Below are 18,239 nucleotides of genomic sequence, written 5' to 3' on the forward strand. Positions count from 1 at the left end.
CAAGGAGATTGATATGGACAGTATCCACGGCAAGTTGTCTCGGGTACGCAAGCCACGAGTTCACATCACTTATGATGTAGAAACTGAAGGGGCTGCAGTTAAAAAGGAATTGCCTTTTGTAGTAGGCGTAATGGGCGATTTTGCGGGCGACAACACCGCAGCCTTAAAGCCGCTAAAAGATCGTCGTTTTATCCAAATTGACCGTGATAACTTTGACGATGTACTTAAGCGCATGAATCCTAAACTAGAATTCAAAGTTGATAACAAGTTGGCTGATGATGATTCTCAAATGTCAGTGTCGCTTGAGTTCAGCTCAATGAAAGACTTCGATCCAGCTGCGGTTGTTAACCAAGTTGAGCCATTACGTAAGCTAATGGATACGCGTAATAAATTACGTGACTTGATGACTAAGGTTGACCGCTCAGAAGACTTAGAAAACATTCTGGAAGAAGTGCTTAACAACACCGACTCTCTGCAAAAACTTAAAGGCGAACTTGAAAAAGAGCCTAGTGCGGAGGGTTCAGAATGAGCGTAGAAAGCCAAACCACTCTTGACCCAAGTGTAGAAGAAGCACAAGGCTCAATTTTAGATCAAGCCATTGGCGCGACTAAGCAAACCGATAGCTCTCGTTCAGAAGAGTTATTGCGCACGCTTACTGAAGAAGCATTAAAAGGCACTGTTAGTTGGAACAAAAACTTAACAGTAACCTTTAGAGAAGCGATTGCCGGCATCGACGAGCTTATTTCTAAGCAGTTAGCTGAAGTTATGCACCACGAAAGCTTCCAAAAATTGGAAGGTTCTTGGCGCGGTCTTAACTATTTGGTGATGAACTCAGAAACTAGCCAAACGCTTAAGATCCGTGTGCTTAGCATGAGCAAAAAAGAGCTACACAAAGACTTAAGCAAAGCGGTTGAGTTTGACCAAAGCCAAATCTTCAAGAAGGTGTACGAATCAGAATTTGGTACACCTGGTGGCGAACCTTACGGTGCCCTAGTTGGTGACTACGAGTTTACCAACCACCCAGAAGATATCGAGTCACTAAGCTTAATGTCTAACGTTGCTGCCGCTGGTTTTGCACCGTTCTTATCAGCATCTTCGCCAGCCTTGTTTGGTTTTGATAACTGGACAGAGTTAAGCAAGCCACGTGATTTAGAAAAAGTATTTGAGTCACTTGAATACACTAAATGGCGTTCTTTCCGCGAAAGTGATGACTCACGTTTTGTTACTTTGGCAATGCCACGTGTATTGGCTCGTTTACCTTACGGTGAAGCGACTACGCCAATTGAAGAGTTCAACTACGAAGAGTTTGAAGTAGATGCTCAAACGGGCATGGCTCAAACCACCGAGCACGACGAATACTGTTGGATGAATGCATCCTACGTATTGGGTGTTCGTATGACCGAGGCCTTTGCTAAATACGGTTTCTGTACCGCTATTCGCGGTGCTGAAGGTGGCGGTAAAGTTGAAAACTTACCTTCTCACCTGTTTGTTTCTGACGATGGTGACCCAGATCTTAAGTGTCCTACTGAGATTGGTATTACTGACCGTCGCGAAGCAGAACTTAGCAAGCTAGGTTTCTTGCCGCTTTGTCACTACAAAAACACTGATTACGCGGTGTTCTTTGGCTCGCAAACCTGTCAGAAGCCAAAGAAATACGATAACCCAGATGCCACGGCTAACGCCGCTATCTCTTCGCGCCTACCTTACATGATGGCTACTTCACGCTTTGCTCATTACCTAAAAGTAATGGCTCGCGACAAAATTGGTAGCTTTATGGAAGCCGAAGACGTTGAGAACTGGTTAAACCGTTGGATCCTCAACTACGTAAATGCCTCTGAGGGCGGCGGTCAAGAGATCCGTGCAAAATACCCATTGGCTGACGCTAAGGTGCAAGTTAAAGAAATTCCAGGTGCTCCTGGTTCGTACAACGCGGTTGCGTGGTTACGTCCTTGGTTGCAAATGGAAGAGCTGACTACCTCTTTGCGTTTAGTTGCAAAAATCCCAGAAATCGGCGGATAACAAAAATGCGGGCCGCAAGGCCCGCTTTATTACTATGACCATGACCCAAACTTTACCACCACTGAGTTTTGTGGATAGCCAAAGCCTGCATCAAGTTGAGTTAGACGCTCAACATGTTGATGTGGATTGGTGTGCCCAGAGCCAAGTGGTGGACAAGTTTTTAGCCGCAGAAGATGCCTATTTGGCGCTGCGCATTTGGTTAGAGCGCGATAATCAGCAGTATGACTCAGCGTGGACGGCAGAATCGCTTCGGCCGATTTTGCTGCGTGCTATTCGTGATATTGATGAGCGCTTGAACGACCAGGTGAACGCGATTATTCATCATCAGCGTTTTCAGCAATTAGAAGCTAGTTGGCGTGGCGTTAAATACCTTACTGAACACTCTGGCACCCAAGACCACAGTTTGGTGGCCAAGGTGAAGCTAATCAGCCTGAATTGGCGTGAGCTGTGCCGCGACGTTTCACGAGCTATCGAGTTTGACCAAAGTGAGTTATTTAAGCTCATTTATACCAATGAATTTAGCATGCCGGGCGGCGAACCCTTCGGCATGATTGTCGGCGATTACCAAGTTTCGCATAAACCCAAGCGGGGAATGCCTACCAACGATATAGATGCCTTGCGCGCCATTAGCCATGCGGCTGCCGCAGCGTTTGCGCCTTTTGTGACCGGTGCTGCCCCGTCTATGTTTGGTGTCGACTTCTTTAGCGAACTGGCATCGGTGAGCGATATTAGTGCCCAGTTTTCGCAAGCTGAATACATTAATTGGCGTAAGTTACGCAGCCAAGAAGACTCACGCTTTTTAGGCATTACTGCTCCTAACATTTTAATGCGCGAACCTTATCAGCAAGATGGCCGCCGCCAAGAAGGCTTCATGTTTGTTGAGCAAGTAAACGATGCCGAAGGCGATTATTTGTGGGGCAATGCCGCATACGGAGTCGCCGCTGTTGCCTTGCGTGCCTTTAAAGAATCTGGCTGGTTTAGCCAAATTCGTGGTTTGCAGCCAGGCCAGTTCAAACACGGTTTGGTATTTGATTTACCTAGCTCGCGCTTTAAGTTTTCTCGACATGTTCGCTCGGCCAAACCGTCGGTTAATTTGCAAGTTGGCGACCGACTAGAAAAGCAGTTATCCGACAGTGGATTTATTCCGGTGTCGACAGTACCGCACACTGAACACTTAGTGCTGTACAGCAACGCTTCGGTGAATATGCCGCAACATTACGACAGTTTATCAGTGGCAGTAAATGCGCGCTTGTCGTCAATGCTGCAATACGTGCTGTGTGTTTCTCGTTTTGCCCATTACTTAAAAGTAATGGGGCGCGATCGGGTGGGCTCTTTTGATAGCGCAGACATCGTTGAGCGAGATTTGCAGTCGTGGTTAATGAAATACACCACTGCCTCTGATGAAGCTTCTGATGAAATACGCGCGCGCTACCCGCTCAACGAAGCCAAGATTCAAGTGAAAGAACAAGCCGGAAAGCCTGGCCACTATTACTCCATTATCCATTTGCGTCCGCATTTTCAGCTCGACCAAATGATTTCCAGTATACGCCTGATAACAGAGTTATCTCCAAGCTATAACAAAGCAGGATAAACAGATGCAACAAACTATTAAGCAGTTGATTCAACAAGGACAGTTAAGTGAAGCAATCGCCCAAACCATTGCTCACCTTAAAGTCATGCCTAAAGACTTAGATACCCGCAGCAGCTTTATTGAGTTGTTATGTATCGACGGCCAACTGGAGCGTGCCGACCAACAACTGGATTTGTTAGTTAAGCAGCATCCCCAATGTGTACCTGGCGCCTTAAACATGCGCCAAATAGTGCATGCGGCGCAATCGCGTGTCGATTTTGCAGCTGGTGGCGATACCGCAAGCTTAGTGACTGGCGCTTCGCAAAGCTTGGCGCCTTTAGTTGAAGTACGTTTGGCCCAGTTAAACCAAAATAAAGATGAGTTTGAGCAAGCGGCGCAACAGCTAGAAAGTTTGCGTGAATCCGCTGAATTGGAAATTAACGGTAAAGCTTGTAAGGATCTGCGTGATTTAGACGACAGCTTAGCCGGTTACTTAGAAGTATTTGGCTCTAACGGCCTTTACTACTTTGTTCCGTTTTCCGACATTACATGGTTAAAACTATTGCCTGAGACCACCATGTTTGAACATATCTGGCGCCGCGCAGAGCTGGATATTAAAGATGGCCCATCTGGCGAAGTATTCTTGCCAATGACTTACCTAAACAGCGAAACCGATGCTGAAAAACTTGGGCGTGAAACAGACTGGCAAGCGATTTTAGGCGGTGAGTTCTACCAAGGCCGCGGCCAAAAAATGTGGTTGGTGAATGACGATGCCCTAGCGGTTTCTCAATTAGAGTCTTTCTCTGCAGAAACCACTACCGAGGTTGCTGAGTAATGAGCAGCGTTCAACCCGCCTTGCAGCTGTCGCTACTTGATCGTTTAAGTAATAACTTAGATGACAATGAAGCGACTAGCGACATCTATTCAAGCTACGGCCGACAAGCCTATCGGCGCAGTATTCGCCGTGACTTAGAAGCCTTGCTTAATGCCAAGTTGCATTGGCATACCTGGCCTGAATGGTACAGCGAGTTGGACCTTTCACTATTTAGTTATGGTTTGCCCGATTTTTCCTCAATGCCTTTAAGTAGCCAAGATGGCCGCGAGATGTTGTGCAGAATTGTTGAACAAACCATTCGCAAATTTGAACCGCGTTTTATCGATTTATCGGTCACCACCGTTAGTGACGAGCAGCCATTAGACAGGGTATTGCGCCTGCGTATTCATGCACTTTGCCATGCCGACCCAGAGCCTGAAGAAATGACTTTTGATTCAGAAGTAGAACCGGTATGCCTTGGCATAAAAATAGTTGAGTAGAGCATGAGTGACGAGCTATTAAAGTACTATAACCGCGAGCTAGCTTACTTACGCCACATGGGCGCAGAGTTTGCTGAGCGTTACCCTAAGGTAGCGGGGCGTTTGCGCATGAGCGAAGAGAACGTTGAAGACCCGCATGTGTCTCGCTTGCTCGAAGGGGTTTCTTTATTAACCGCCCAAGTGAGACAAAAACTGGATGACAGTTTTCCAGAACTCACCGAGGCTTTGTTAGGCCAGCTTTACCCCGATTATCACGCGCCGATCCCGTCGATGTCGGTGATCAAAATGAGCACCCAAAACGTCACTGACTATAGCTTGATGATCCCCAAGGGCACTGAGTTAGAAACCCAAGTGCCGGGCTACAAAAGCTGCCGTTTTAATACTTGTTACGATACCGAAATGTGGCCAGTTGAGGTGACGCAGGCAAGTTTTGAAGGCGCGCCATTTAAAGCACCTCGACCTAATTTTCAAAAGAATGCCGCCGCGGTAATAAAACTGCGTTTAAGCTGCGAATTTGATGACGTGGCCTTTAGTGATGTGGGCGTGCAAAAGATGCGCTTTTACATCCATGGTCAACCGCAGCTTAGCTACAAGCTTTATCAACTTATTTTCCAATCTAGTGTTGGCTTGGCCTTTGCCTCTCCGGGTAGCTTACAAGCCAACCATTACTTGCAGGCTCGCCACATCAGTGCGGTGGGTTTTTCCGACGATGAGAAAGTCGTGCCTTACGATCAGCGTAGTTTTAATGGCTATCGTTTGTTGGTAGAGCATTTTCTCTGCCCCGAAAAATTCATGTTTTTTGAGCTGCAGGATCTCGACCCAAGTTGGTTTGGCGACCAGCATGAGGTTGATTTATACATTTATCTCGACAGCGATTCAGACATTCTGGCGAAGCAGCTTACTGCCGACAACATCCTATTGGGCTGTGTGCCGGTGATAAACTTATTTGAAGATGAACTGGAACCACTGCGCCTAGACCCGGCTCGCTTCGAGCATCGCTTAGTGCCTCGTTATCGCGATGCCGATATTTCTGAAGTGGTACGGGTGACCAAAGTAGAAGCCTTCGACCAACACGATAATAGTGTAGATGTAACGCCGTTTTATGGCAGCCAATTGCCGCATTATCCGCAAGCGGGCAACTTATTCTGGACCTTGCGCCGCGAGCTAAATAAGTGGGCTGGTGGTCATGATGAGCCAGGTGTCGAAAGCTATTTAGCGGTGGTAGACGGCGATGCTAAAGCTTTGGATATTGAAGAGCATGAGCAGTGGTTAGTATCAGCCAAAGCCTTGTGTAGTAACCGTAATTTACCAGCACGCTTGCCCTTTGGTGGCGGTCAGCCATCTATCGTGGTGCCAAGTCGCGCCGATTCACTAAAAAATGTGCGTTGTTTGTTGCCGTTTAGCGAACCGGTTCGTCCAGCTATGTTTGACGCCTCTCGCTGGCAGTTAGCTAGTCATTTAACCCTTAATCACTTTGCTCAGCCTAATGCGGTCAAGTTACTGCAAGAGCTATTGCAGCTGTACGATTTTAAACAATCACCGCAAACCAAAGTGCTGATTGAAGCGATTGCCAAGGTCAATATTGAACGGGCCACCGCGCGGGTTGTGCAAAATGGCCGAGTAGGTTTTTGCCATGGCTCAGACATTATTCTTGAGTTTGTTAACCAGGAACTCTCTGGTATCAACCTGTTTTTCTTTGGCAACGTATTGGCGCACTTTTTTGCCCAATACACCACCATTAATAGCTTTACGCGCTTAACCATTAAACAGCTTGGTGCCAGTGATGTATTGCACCGTTGGCCAGCAATGGCCGGTGACAAGGAGCTGATATGAAGCTGTTTGATACCTTAAATAGCGGTAGCGAGCAGGACTTCCACCATAGTGTGGTTGCCATTCAAGCCAGTCGTGGTGCTCAGCACAACGGCGTGGGTTCGGATACTCTGCCAAAAAATGAAGCACTGCGTTTTAAAGTTCCGCAAAACCTCGGTTTTCCTGGTAAGGCTTTAGAGCGTGTTGAAGTGCCTCATTCTGATGAGCAGCCCTATTCGGTATTTGTTAACTTTTTTGGATTAACCGGACCCAGCGGTGTGATGCCTCGTCATTACAGCGAATGGGTTATGGATCGCTGTAAACAGAAAGATGAGTCGACGCGCGATTTTCTGGATATCTTCCATCATCGACTGATTTCTTTGTATCACCGCGCTTGGGAAAAATACCAATTTCCGCTGCAATATCAGCGTCAGCAGCAAACCAACAAAAAAGACCCTATTTCTAGTGCTTTGCACTCTTTATCGGGCACTTCAAATCATACTCAGCAATACCTTGGTGGTTTGTTTGCTCAATCGATTCGCAGTGCCCAAGGCTTAAAGCAAATCGTGGAATTGATTTCTGGTTGCAAGGTGGTGGTTAACGAGCGCTTAGGCCAATGGTTATCGCTCAGTGAAGAAGAGCAAAGCAGCTTGGCCAGCCGAGTAAATCCAGAAGGGCAGCACGCTCAACTGGGGCGCAGTGCCACGCTTGGTAGCAAGGTATGGGATGTGGGCTCAGCGTTAGAAATCGAGATTCATGCAGAAAATGCAAAAGGAGCTCAGCAACTTTTGCCCGGCAGTAAAACACTTTCATTATTACAAGAAACCGTCGCCGAATATCTACCTGCGCATGTGCGTCCTCGTTGGAGCCTTATGGCTCGTTATCGAGATATGCCAAGTTCGCGTTTAGGTAACAGCGGTTTGGGCTTAGGCCAAGGTAGCGCGCTAACCATTAACAGTAAGCGAATGGACGAACAAACCAAGATTCCCATCGCGTAGTAGATTTTGTTTAAAGGATTATAGGAAATACAGATGTCGACAATGACTTTAAAATCAATGGTTGAGAAGCTATCGCCAGCAGCCAAGCAGAGCCTAGAAGCGGCCGCTGCGCTGTCTAATAGTCGTAGCCATTTTAGTGTAGAAATCCAACATTGGTTATTGGCGATGTGTGAAGGCCAAACCGAAGATCTCATGTTGGTTGCAGAGCATTTTTCAGTAGATTTGGACGCCTTAGCGGCCGACCTTAACCGTAATTTAGAGCGCGCAAAAACCGGTAACCAACAAACCCCGGGCTTGTCTCCGCAAATTGTTAGTCTGTTAAGTGCTGCTTGGATGGCCGCCACTATTGAATACAGCACCGACAATATCGCGCCAATTCATATTATTCATGCCTTGCTCAACGACGATACGCTTAGCTTCAGCACCATGCATTTCTTAAAGCAGCTTGAAAGTGTAGACCCAAGCCAATTGGCGCAAGTGTGGCCGAGCTTGAGCCAAAATGCTGAAGCCGCGCCTGCCAGTCAAAATAAAGGCTCGGGCAAAACGCCAAGCCTGGACCAATTTACTATCGACCTCACCGAGCAAGCGTGCTCTGGCAAGCTTGATCCAATTCTTGGCCGCGATGAAGAAATTCGTCAGATGATTGATATTTTAACCCGTCGTCGCCAAAACAACCCGATCCTTACTGGTGAAGCGGGTGTAGGTAAAACTGCGGTAGTTGAAGGCTTAGCGCAACGTATCGCCGATAATGATGTGCCGGAATCACTGCAAAACGTAAAAATTCATGTATTAGATTTGGCGCTACTGCAAGCTGGTGCAGGTATGAAGGGTGAGTTTGAAAACCGCCTTAAATCGGTGATTAGCGAAGTGAAGAACTCTGCTACACCGATCATCGTGTTTATCGACGAAGCGCATACCTTGATTGGCAGTGGTGGCCAAGCGGGTCAAAACGATGCGGCAAACTTACTTAAGCCTGCGTTAGCACGTGGCGAGTTACGCACTATCGCAGCGACTACTTGGGCGGAATACAAAAAGTACTTTGAAAAAGACGCTGCGCTTACCCGTCGTTTCCAAGTGGTTAAAGTTGAAGAGCCAGGCGAAGAAAAAGCCATTGTTATGCTGCGTGGTTTGTTGCCAGTAATGGAAAAACACCACCGCGTATCAATAAGCGACCAAGCCTTGCAAGCGGCAGTCCGCTTGTCTAATCGTTACATTAATGCGCGCCAACTACCTGATAAAGCAGTCGCTTTACTTGATACAGCTTGTGCGCGTGTTGCCATGAGCCAAGCGGCTACACCTAGCCAAGTAGAGCGATTACAACGCAAGCAACAGCAGCTTGTAGCGCAAATAGAACAGCTAGAGCGCGAGCAACTTACCGGTTCAGAGCATCAAGAATTGCTGCAGCAACTCAATGCCGAACTAGTAGACACCCAAAGGGCTTTTGAGCAAGCAGAAGTAACTTGGCGAGACGAGCAGGGCATGGTGCTTCAAGCCAAGCAGCACGCCGATAGCATATTAAACACCGAGGAAGAAACAGCAGAGGATGCTCGCGACCAACTGGTAGCAATTAAAGCCAACTTGGCCGAAGTGGCTCAACCCATGGTGTTTTTAGAAGTGGATGAAGTGCTGGTGGCAGAAGTGATCGCCGACTGGACAGGCATTCCACTAGGTCGCATGCAATCAGACGAAGTTGAAACCATTTTAAGTTTGCCTCAAAAAATGGGCGAGCGAATTGTTGGTCAAGACCACGCCTTAGAGCTAATTAGCAAAGTGGTGCAAACCGCGCGTGCTCAACTCAGTGATGAGCGCAAACCTAATGGGGTATTTTTGCTTACTGGCCCAAGCGGAACCGGTAAAACCGAAACGGCATTAACCCTAGCAGAGCAGGTTTATGGCAGCGAAGATAACTTAACCGTTATTAATATGTCAGAATTTAAAGAAGAGCATAAAGTCTCTTTGTTAGTGGGCTCACCGCCAGGTTACGTTGGTTATGGTGAGGGTGGTGTACTTACCGAAGCGGTGCGTCGCAAACCCTATAGTGTAGTGCTGCTTGATGAGATGGAAAAAGCCCACCCGGGCGTGCAAGACATTTTTTATCAAGTGTTCGACAAAGGCACCATTAAAGATGGTGAAGGTCGAGACATTGATTTTAAAAACACCATCATCATTATGACCTCAAACGTAGGTACCGAAACGACCACCGGCTTGTTTGAAGATGAAGAAACGGCTCCAGACATCGAAGGTTTGAAACAAGCTTTAAGTGATGACTTGCTGGCAGTATTTAAGCCTGCCTTTATTGGTCGTTTAAACCTAATCCCATTTGTGCCGCTTAATCGCGAAACGCTTAGCCAAATTGTTCGCTTACAGTTGGGCAGAGTAGAGCAACGTTTTGCTCGAAATTACCAAGCAGAATTGTGCTTTTCTGAAGCGGTGGTCGAGCACTTAAACGATCAATCTCAAAATGCTGATGTAGGCGCGAGAGCGATTCAAAATAATATTCAAAATGAACTGTTGCCAGTGATCTCTAATAAGGTCTTGGAAGCAGTGTCTCAGCGCTTGAATATAGAGAAAATTAGCGTTGATTTAGTTGAAGATACTTATTCTGTAGAAATGTTGTAATTTGTGTTTTCACTATTGATCAAAATATTTATAATGTACCACTTAATTGGGTTGTGATTGTTATTCAGTTTTTTACTTGAATTGACATTTATTAAATTGTTTTACGGTTGTAACTAATAAAAATTGCGCGTGTTAAAACGCTGCATTAAAACTACCCATTAGGGTTATTTTTACTTAATTAGCTAAAGGAAATTAGCATGCAAGCGAATACTTATTTGAAGTACGGCGATATCAAAGGTGAAGCGACAGCTGAACAGTACAAAGACTTAATTACTCTTTTGTCTGTAGACTGGTCAGTAGCACGTGAAATCTCTTCACACACTGGTACTGCTCAAGATCGTGAAGCGAGTGCAACGCGTTTATGTGATATCAACATTACTAAAATGCAAGACAAAGCTTCTCCAGATCTTTTCAAAGAAGCCACTATTGGTAAGGGTAAGCCAGCGGTTTTCCACATTACTAAGCAAGGTGAGAAAATTGAAGAAATCATGAAAATTGAATTGACTGACGCAATGATTTCTAGCTACTCAGTATCTATTCAAGATGATCGCCCAGTTGAAAACATCACTATTTCTTACACAGAAATGATGATGACTGTTACACCTACCGATGACCAAAACAATGTTCAAGCTCCGCTTGTTTACGGTTACAGCGGTGTTAAAGGCCAACAAATGTAATTGGCTTTCTGCGGGATAGATAATCTATCCCGCTTATTTTTTTAACTAGCGTGAACATGAAGCATATGGAAAAGGCAAGTCAAAGTAAGAATATCATTCAAATAGAAACGCCATTGGGTAAGGATGTATTGCATCTCACTCAGTTTGATATTCAGGAAGGTATATCTTCACCTTTCTCTATTAATGTTTCTTGTTATACAAATGGGCAGATAATATCTGATTCCGACGTTATTGGAAAACCGGTTACCATTAATTTAGATTATCTAAAAGGTAAAGCCAGTGTTACCCGTTTTTTTAATGGCGTTGTTGCCAGTGTCACTTCCTTAGGTAGTCGCATACCTAGTGAAGCGGAAGGCGAAAAATACCAAGATTACCAGCTACAAATTGTATCGAATTTGCACTTTCTTAAGCAGCGCAGCAACTGCCGTATTTTTCAAGGCTTAAGTGCCGACGAAATAGTCAAAAAGATTTTTGCTGAGCACGGTGTGCAAGTAAAAAGTGAATTGAAAGGCAGTTACCCAACCTTAGGTTACAAGGTTCAATATAACGAAAGTGACTTTGACTTTGTGCATCGCTTGCTAGAAGAAGCGGGCATTTTCTACCTTATTGAACACAGCAAGGCCAAGCATAGTGTGGTATTGGCTGACGCTTTAAGCGCTTACCGAGAAGCGGAAGAAAGCAAAGTGGCATTTACCACGGGTTCGTTATCCGAATCTCACGTTTTCTCATGGAGCGGTAATCTTAACATCACCCCAGGGCGCTCTAGTAAAGGTGGCTACGACTTTATTAAGCCAAGTGCAAAACCCAAGGGTGAACAAGCCAATACTAGCCTAAGTAAGCAGCAGCAAAATGCCGAGGTGTTTGAATACTATGCCGGCTCGGAGTTTAATCCAGCTTTACAAGATGCCGCCAATGTCGCTTTAGAAGCAATGCAGCGTGACTCAGTGGTATGCCGTGCTGGCAGTACTTGCGCCACGTTTAGTGCAGGTCAGTACTTTGGTTTTAAATCCCATGAAGATCCTGCTCAGGTAGGTAAAAGCTACCTAATTACTCAATTAAGCTTAAGTGTGGCTATTACCAGCCAAACCGGCGCGGCCAAAAATAGCGGCCAAGTATTGCACAATCAGTTCTCTTGCATCCCGGCTGACGTATTGTTCAGACCATCCCAAACCACTGCTCGACCGGTGATTCATGGCGCCCAAACAGCGTTGGTGACGGGTGACCCGGGTGAAGAGATCCACGTGGATAAATACGGCCGAATTAAGGTGTTATTTCACTGGGATCGCGAAGGTAAAACCGACAGCAATAGTTCTTGTTGGATACGGGTTTCGCAAAACTGGGCGGGTAGTCGTTATGGTGCCTTCTTCTTGCCTCGTGTCGGCCAAGAAGTATTGGTGAGCTTTTTAGAAGGTGACCCAGACCAGCCTGTCATTACCGGGGCACTATATAACGGCGATCAAATGCCACCTTATGGCTTGCCAAGTAAGAAATCGCAATCGGGGATTAAAACTCGCTCCACTAAGGGTGGCGGCGAAAGCAACTTTAACGAGATCCGTTTTGATGATGACGCCGGCAAAGAGCTACTTTACATGCAGGCCGAGAAAGATCTGCAAACTGAAATTAAGCAAAGCCAAACCGAAAAGATTGGCAAAGACCTAAGCATTGATGTTGCTGAAAATCAGTCAGAAAAAGTCGGTAAAAATCTAGTGATTGATGTGGGTAAAAACATTGACCTAGTGGCTGGCAGCAAAATCACCATTAAAGCTGGTGGCGCGTCCATCACCTTATCTAGCGGCGGAAACATTGATATTAAAGGAACCTCGGTTTCTATCAATGGCACCTCCATTGCGCTTAAAGCGCCAGCTATTTCACTCAACTAAGGGACACCATGGGTAAGCCAGTAGCAATGCTTGGGTCATTTCACGTGTGTCCTAAAGTGCAAAATAAAGTACCTCACGTAGGTGGCCCAGTTGTGGGCGGCAATGGCACGGTGACCGCCGGTGGAATGCCGGTTGCCTGCGTGGGCGATAAGTTAGTCTGTATTGGCCCACCAGATACTATTAAGTCGGGCTCATCATCGGTGACCGTTGGCGGTAAAGCGGTGGCGCGTTTAGGTGATTCAACCGCTCATGGCGGCAAAATTGTAGTTGGTAATCCTACGGTGTTAATAGGCTAAGCATGAACTTGCAGCTAGACATTGAGGCGCTACAGCTAGGTGAATATAGCGATGTGAATGCTATTTTTGGCTTAGCTGACGAAGAGATAGCCGCAACCGTAAGTATTAAAGGTGAGCAAGCGCTACGACACTTTAGCTTTACCGAGGCAGACCAAGCCGAAATAGCGAAGTTGAAAGTGAATGCCGATGCGGTGTTTGTATTGTTGCCAGAAGCCCCTCTTGAACAGGCGAAAAGCCAAGTGTATCAAGATACCTTGGCGCTGGTTCCCGGCTTGGCACAGAGCAAAAAAGTGTATTTGTTTCCCTATGGTCGCTGCGCTATGCAATTAGCGCTGCGCCAAGCATTAAAGTTGTTCACCCAACAGGCGGCAAGTTCTATTCAAGTATTGGCTTATCATCAGGATCAGCGTTTACAAGCAGAGCAGCCGCTTGAGCAAACCGCTAGTATCGCAAGCCAGTGTTTTATAGCTGCTCGGCTAATGCCTGCCAAACAGGGTTTTTCGGTGCCATGGGCCAGCTATGAAGTGCAAACCTCTGATAAAAGCATTGCTGCAACTGTCGCTGCGCTGATTCAGCGTTATCGCAGTCAATGCGGGCAGGAGCTCACTCAGTGTTATATGCCAAGCGCTTTAGGCAGTGAATTGATGGACGCGTGGTTAGCGGCTTTTCAGTGTTTTGAAAACAGCGTTGGTTCGCGTAGCCAAGTGATTTTTGCCGATGCCAGAGTAGGTGATTTAGCCGCCTGCACTGGCTTGTTTAATTTGTGTCATTTATTTACTCACTATCAGCGGCAGAAACATGCTGGTTTGAGTTTTCAACTAGATATTTCTGATCAGACCTATCGCAGTGCAATGATGCTTGCGTGGGTCGCCTAGTGGTGTAAAGCAGCAGTATGGATGGAACCCAAAAAGAAGTAGTCACCGGAATTGACGGTTTTGCGTATGATTTTTTTGCTGGCAAAAAAGGCCTTAGCAAAACGCCTGCGTTTAACTCTTCGGCTAAAGCAGAGAGCTTTTTAGCCAACTTTGCCGGTGCTGCTGATAGCAACGGGAAAGGTTTACGCCGTTTATATCGCTTGGTGGCTAAAGCGCCAGCAGGAGATCCCCATCAGAATCTAATTACCGCATTAACGAATGGTGAGGTGTGGTTTCAGCGCCAAGCTGAAAAAGTTATCCCTCAACATTCTCCAGCTTCGAGACCCTCTTGGAGTTCATCCGTCCCGAATGAACCCAAAACTCCAGGAGGGCACTCGAAGACCCAACAACAGGGAAAAGACCTAAATAGCAGTGATGAAGTGACTCAAGCTGTCGATCATCCCGATACTCAAACCTGTGGTGACCCTATTGTAATGAGCAGTGGCGAAGAAGTGCTACAGCTCGACGATGTAAGCCTGCAAGGGCATCACCCTCTGGTTTGGCAGCGAACTTATCGTTCTAGCCTTTCTGATCAAGATATAGGCATGGGTTTAGGTTGGCGTAGTAATTTTCATTACAGCTTGGAAGAGTTGCAAGGTGAGCAAGCGGGTTGGGTGTTTACCGATGCGCTTGGTCATCAACAGCAATTCTCTTACGTAGTGGTTGGGGCTAAAAGTAGCCAGCTTAAATCGGGCATGGTGTTGCAGCACCAACTAGAGAGCATTGTGATAAGCAGCGCTAATGGCAAAGTGCTGCAGTTTTCTAAACAACAAGGCCAGTTGCTACTAACAAAAATTAGTGATGGCGTAGATGTTCATTATCGACTTAGTTACTCGGTAGCGCCGCGCTTAACCCATATTGAGATTAACCATAGCCAGCAATTCTTTTTACGCTACGACCTTGATGGCCGATTGGTGGAATTGCTCAGCGATAAATCGAGCACCGCGCAAAGTTTCGCCAGTTATAACTATGATCAATACGGGCATTTAAGCACTGCTACCAATCGATTAGGCCAGCAAGAGCAGTACCGTTATCAGCAGGGTTTGTTAACTCAGCGAACCCGTGCGTCGGGTTTCTCTCACTACTTTTCTTGGGACGGCAGTAGTCCAAGTGCCCGCTGTATAGAGCAGTGGGGTGACAATCAGCATTACCACTACCGTTTTGAATATGACTTAGATGAAGGTCTTAGCCGCAGTTTCGACAGCTACGGTAATTGCTGGACCTACTTGCACAATCCACAGGGGCAGATTCTCAAAAAAACGGCGCCCGACGGCGCGGTTTGGCTCTATGAATATGATGAGCTACAACGCAAAGTTAGCGAAACAGACCCAAATGGTGCTACCACCCGTTATCACTACAACGGTTATGGCCAGTTAGATGCCGAATTAGCGCCTAATCAACAGCTTACTCGCTATAGCTTTAATCGATTAGGGTTTGTTACTCAAGTTGATTACGGCGATGGAACTTCGCTTACCCGTGAATACAACAGCTTAGGTTTGTTAACCACCGAAACCGATGTGCAAGGCGTGGTGAGCGAATACCGCTACGACGCGCAAAGCCGTTTAGTGAGTAAAACCGCCAGCAACCAACCTAATCAGCAATTTTGGTGGAACGAGCAAGGCTTATTGAGTGCCAAGCAAGTGGGCGATGCCTTAACCCGTTATAGCTATAACGCCATTGGCGAGTGTAATGGTGAAGTAGATGGAAAGGGCTGGGTTGGCCAATACAAACGCGACGAACGTGGCAATATTATTGAGGTAGTGTCTTACCATCAAGACTCGCCAGAGCAAAGCCAACTCAGAGCTTACAGCTACGATGATGCTGGCCTAGTGACTCAGTTTACTGACCCACTAGGGCGGATTACCCGCTACGAATACCAAGGCTTATCCCAACCGGCTAAACAAATAAACCCCGATAATTCATGGCTAGCATTTTCATACGATAAAGAACGCAACCTTACTAGTATTACGCGCAGTGACGACCAAGTGTATTCGCTGGAATACGACAGTTGTGAGCGCATTAGTAAAACCATGGGTTTTGATGGCCGCGAGCAACACTATCAATACAACTTGGCCGGGCAGCTAACCCAAGTTGCTGAGAACAGTGAGCGGTTGGTTCAGCTTAAACGCAATAGCTTGGGCCAAGTGACCGAGCAGCGCAGCACCGCCAATGGCATTACCTTAATTAACGATTTTGCCTATAATCCGCAGGGCAAGCTTAGCCAAGCCAATAATGCGGCCCGCAAACTGCGTTTTAACTATTTTGCTAATGGCCAGTTACAAGAATACTGGCAAGACGATTGGCAAATTAGCCATCAACTCAACCAGCAAGGCTTGCGTAGCCACAGCCTCTTGCCCGATGGCAATAGCTTAACTTACCGCTACGACGAGCAAGGCCGCCTATCTGCACTGTGGTTTAACCAGCAAGCAATCATGAGCCGCAGCTTTAATGCCTCCGGTGAAGAAGTCTCGCGAGAGTTAAGTGCTCGCCATCAGCTGCATTCTCATTACGACGCCCAAGGCCGTTTGCAAACTCAACAATGGCAGTTAGAGCAAAACCCGCAAGTGCCAAGCACTATTGAGCGCCATTACCGTTTTGACGCCGGTGACCAATTGCTGGGCGTGAGCGATAGCGAGCTAGGTGATAATAACTATAGTTACGACAAACTCAGCCAGCTAAGTAAAGCCACTAGCCACAATGCCAGCAACCAAGTCTTTGAATTAGACAGCTTCGCCAACCCTAAAACTGCTGAGCTAAGCGGTGACAAACTGCTGGCAGATGAGCAAAGCAGCTATCGCTACGACCGCTATGGCAACCAGGTTCTCACTAGCCATAGCAATGGCCGCCAACAGCGGGTATTTAATGGCTTAAACCAACTAGTAAGGCTAAGCCAAGGCAATAGCAATACCGTATATCACTACGATGCGTTAGGCCGCCGCAGCAGCAAAATTACCGCACAAGGGCAAACCGATTACCTATGGGAAGGCAATCAACTAATTGGTGAACACAGCCAAGGCCAGTTTACTTGGTACTTATACGAGCCCGATAGCCACCGCCCATTAGCGATGATTAAACAGGGCCAAATCTATCATTACCACCTAGACCACATCGGCACACCGATTCGTCTAAGCGACGAGCAAGGCAAGATAGTATGGCAGGCTAATTACCAAGCCTATGGCGCGATCGAGCAGTTAAGCGTTAACCAAGTAGACAACCCGCTACGCTTTCAAGGTCAATACTATGATGATGAAAGCGGCCTGCATTACAACTTCCACCGCTATTATTGTCCGAGGCAAGGGCGGTTTATTCACCAGGACCCTATTGGCTTAGCGGGGGGCATTAATAACTACCAGTATGCGCCAAACCCTACCACCTGGGTAGACCCGCTGGGATTGTTGTGTGAGGACGGAGTAGATAAGCTAAACCGTATGCTCAGTGCGCTTATCTCTCCTAATGGATTAGATGAAGGTACGGTAACTAAAATTTTAAATACCGCGGCTGCTAGCGCAGGTATAGATGGCGATGCTGATAAAGGTAGCTTACCTCTAAAAGCTGAAGGTTTTACTAATCGCAAGCTTCATGAATATGATGTTCATTCAATAGACGAAGAAAATAACTTAGTTACCCTTAAGAAAGTAAATAAGTCAGGTGAATATACCGAGACAATTGGCATTGATGAATTTGCAGAGCAGCATATTGTTAATGGCCAAAAGGTTAAGGTTGATCCAAACTCGAAACCCACTAAGTACCATAAGCGGACGGTTGGTGAAGTTGCCGAAGCTAGAGCAGCTTTTGATAAAGAACGTAAGAAGTTTGTTCGAAATTATGCAAAGGAAGTGTCCGCTGACGAAAATCATGCCTTCAGAAAACAGTTTCAAGATAAGAGCTATGATGAAGTTGAAGATATGCTTTATGTTATGGAAAGTGACGGTACGGTCCCAGACGGCTTTAATGTACATCACAAACAGCCGATATTCAGATGTGAGCCAAATATAGACCCTAACCAGCAAAGTAACTTGGAGCTACTACCTGAAAGCTTCCACTGCCAACAAAATAGAGAGTTGCATTGGTATGATGACGGAGAGTGTCCCTATGATGAAAATGGAAATGGCCCTAGTTTAAGTAATTTAGTGATTTAAGGTA

13 protein-coding genes are annotated in these 18,239 nt (G+C 46.5%); all 13 read left to right on the top strand.

The window, feature by feature from the left end; all coding sequences use genetic code 11:
* The first annotated feature begins 13 nt into the window (after positions 1 to 13).
* The 13 genes from tssB to G6R11_RS14755 all read left to right on the top strand — a co-directional run bounded on the left by tssB (position 14) and on the right by G6R11_RS14755 (position 18,235).
* The gene (gene tssB, locus G6R11_RS14695) at positions 14 to 529 is read left to right on the top strand and encodes a type VI secretion system contractile sheath small subunit (protein ID WP_163133837.1); all 516 of its coding nucleotides are present in this window, start codon (positions 14 to 16) and stop codon (positions 527 to 529) included.
* On the top strand, positions 526 to 2,019 hold the full coding sequence (gene tssC / locus G6R11_RS14700) for a type VI secretion system contractile sheath large subunit (protein ID WP_163133838.1): 1,494 nt from the start codon (positions 526 to 528) through the stop codon (positions 2,017 to 2,019). The genes tssB and tssC (G6R11_RS14700) overlap by 4 nt, the downstream gene beginning before the upstream one ends.
* A gap of 34 nt (positions 2,020 to 2,053) precedes the next feature.
* Positions 2,054 to 3,610, top strand: a complete 1,557-nt coding sequence (gene tssC, locus G6R11_RS14705) for a type VI secretion system contractile sheath large subunit (RefSeq protein WP_163133839.1) — start codon at positions 2,054 to 2,056, stop codon at positions 3,608 to 3,610.
* 4 nt (positions 3,611 to 3,614) lie between these two features.
* Positions 3,615 to 4,424: a type VI secretion system accessory protein TagJ gene (locus G6R11_RS14710; protein WP_163133840.1), complete on the top strand. Its 810-nt coding sequence runs from the start codon at positions 3,615 to 3,617 to the stop codon at positions 4,422 to 4,424.
* A complete protein-coding gene (gene tssE / locus G6R11_RS14715) occupies positions 4,424 to 4,903 on the top strand; it encodes a type VI secretion system baseplate subunit TssE (RefSeq protein ID WP_163133841.1) in 480 nt (159 codons plus the stop codon). Before G6R11_RS14710 ends, tssE begins: the two co-directional genes overlap by 1 nt.
* Before the next feature lie 3 nt (positions 4,904 to 4,906).
* Positions 4,907 to 6,736: a type VI secretion system baseplate subunit TssF gene (tssF, locus tag G6R11_RS14720; RefSeq protein ID WP_163133842.1), complete on the top strand. Its 1,830-nt coding sequence runs from the start codon at positions 4,907 to 4,909 to the stop codon at positions 6,734 to 6,736.
* The gene (gene tssG / locus G6R11_RS14725; protein ID WP_163133843.1) at positions 6,733 to 7,710 is read left to right on the top strand and encodes a type VI secretion system baseplate subunit TssG; all 978 of its coding nucleotides are present in this window, start codon (positions 6,733 to 6,735) and stop codon (positions 7,708 to 7,710) included. Before tssF ends, tssG begins: the two co-directional genes overlap by 4 nt.
* A 33-nt stretch (positions 7,711 to 7,743) precedes the next feature.
* Complete coding sequence (gene tssH, locus G6R11_RS14730; RefSeq protein WP_163133844.1) at positions 7,744 to 10,329, top strand: type VI secretion system ATPase TssH; 2,586 nt, start codon at positions 7,744 to 7,746, stop codon at positions 10,327 to 10,329.
* A 197-nt stretch (positions 10,330 to 10,526) separates the two neighbouring features.
* The gene (locus G6R11_RS14735) at positions 10,527 to 11,006 is read left to right on the top strand and encodes a type VI secretion system tube protein Hcp (protein WP_016399934.1); all 480 of its coding nucleotides are present in this window, start codon (positions 10,527 to 10,529) and stop codon (positions 11,004 to 11,006) included.
* Between the two features lie 65 nt (positions 11,007 to 11,071).
* Positions 11,072 to 12,886: a type VI secretion system Vgr family protein gene (locus tag G6R11_RS14740; protein ID WP_163133845.1), complete on the top strand. Its 1,815-nt coding sequence runs from the start codon at positions 11,072 to 11,074 to the stop codon at positions 12,884 to 12,886.
* Positions 12,887 to 12,894: 8 nt separating this feature from the next.
* Positions 12,895 to 13,182, top strand: coding sequence for a PAAR domain-containing protein (locus G6R11_RS14745; RefSeq protein ID WP_016399932.1), 288 nt, complete (start codon positions 12,895 to 12,897; stop codon positions 13,180 to 13,182).
* 2 nt (positions 13,183 to 13,184) lie between these two features.
* A complete protein-coding gene (locus G6R11_RS14750; protein WP_163133846.1) occupies positions 13,185 to 14,057 on the top strand; it encodes a hypothetical protein in 873 nt (290 codons plus the stop codon).
* A 17-nt stretch (positions 14,058 to 14,074) separates the two neighbouring features.
* Positions 14,075 to 18,235 carry an RHS repeat-associated core domain-containing protein gene (locus tag G6R11_RS14755; RefSeq protein WP_163133847.1) on the top strand — a complete coding sequence of 1,387 codons (4,161 nt, stop codon included), beginning with the start codon at positions 14,075 to 14,077 and terminating at the stop codon, positions 18,233 to 18,235.
* Positions 18,236 to 18,239 lie beyond the last annotated feature (4 nt).

It is taken from the genome of Agarivorans sp. Alg241-V36 (genome assembly GCF_900537085.1).
Taxonomy (GTDB): Bacteria; Pseudomonadota; Gammaproteobacteria; order Enterobacterales; family Celerinatantimonadaceae; genus Agarivorans.

Bases quoted from the DNA above. Each gene is read 5' to 3' on its own strand.
- tssB (WP_163133837.1), top strand. From the start codon at position 14: ATGGACAGTATCCACGGCAAGTTGTCTCGGGTACGCAAGCCACGAGTT.
- tssC (WP_163133838.1), top strand. From the start codon at position 526: ATGAGCGTAGAAAGCCAAACCACTCTTGACCCAAGTGTAGAAGAAGCA.
- tssC (WP_163133839.1), top strand. From the start codon at position 2,054: ATGACCATGACCCAAACTTTACCACCACTGAGTTTTGTGGATAGCCAA.
- G6R11_RS14710 (WP_163133840.1), top strand. From the start codon at position 3,615: ATGCAACAAACTATTAAGCAGTTGATTCAACAAGGACAGTTAAGTGAA.
- tssE (WP_163133841.1), top strand. From the start codon at position 4,424: ATGAGCAGCGTTCAACCCGCCTTGCAGCTGTCGCTACTTGATCGTTTA.
- tssF (WP_163133842.1), top strand. From the start codon at position 4,907: ATGAGTGACGAGCTATTAAAGTACTATAACCGCGAGCTAGCTTACTTA.
- tssG (WP_163133843.1), top strand. From the start codon at position 6,733: ATGAAGCTGTTTGATACCTTAAATAGCGGTAGCGAGCAGGACTTCCAC.
- tssH (WP_163133844.1), top strand. From the start codon at position 7,744: ATGTCGACAATGACTTTAAAATCAATGGTTGAGAAGCTATCGCCAGCA.
- G6R11_RS14735 (WP_016399934.1), top strand. From the start codon at position 10,527: ATGCAAGCGAATACTTATTTGAAGTACGGCGATATCAAAGGTGAAGCG.
- G6R11_RS14740 (WP_163133845.1), top strand. From the start codon at position 11,072: ATGGAAAAGGCAAGTCAAAGTAAGAATATCATTCAAATAGAAACGCCA.
- G6R11_RS14745 (WP_016399932.1), top strand. From the start codon at position 12,895: ATGGGTAAGCCAGTAGCAATGCTTGGGTCATTTCACGTGTGTCCTAAA.
- G6R11_RS14750 (WP_163133846.1), top strand. From the start codon at position 13,185: ATGAACTTGCAGCTAGACATTGAGGCGCTACAGCTAGGTGAATATAGC.
- G6R11_RS14755 (WP_163133847.1), top strand. From the start codon at position 14,075: ATGGATGGAACCCAAAAAGAAGTAGTCACCGGAATTGACGGTTTTGCG.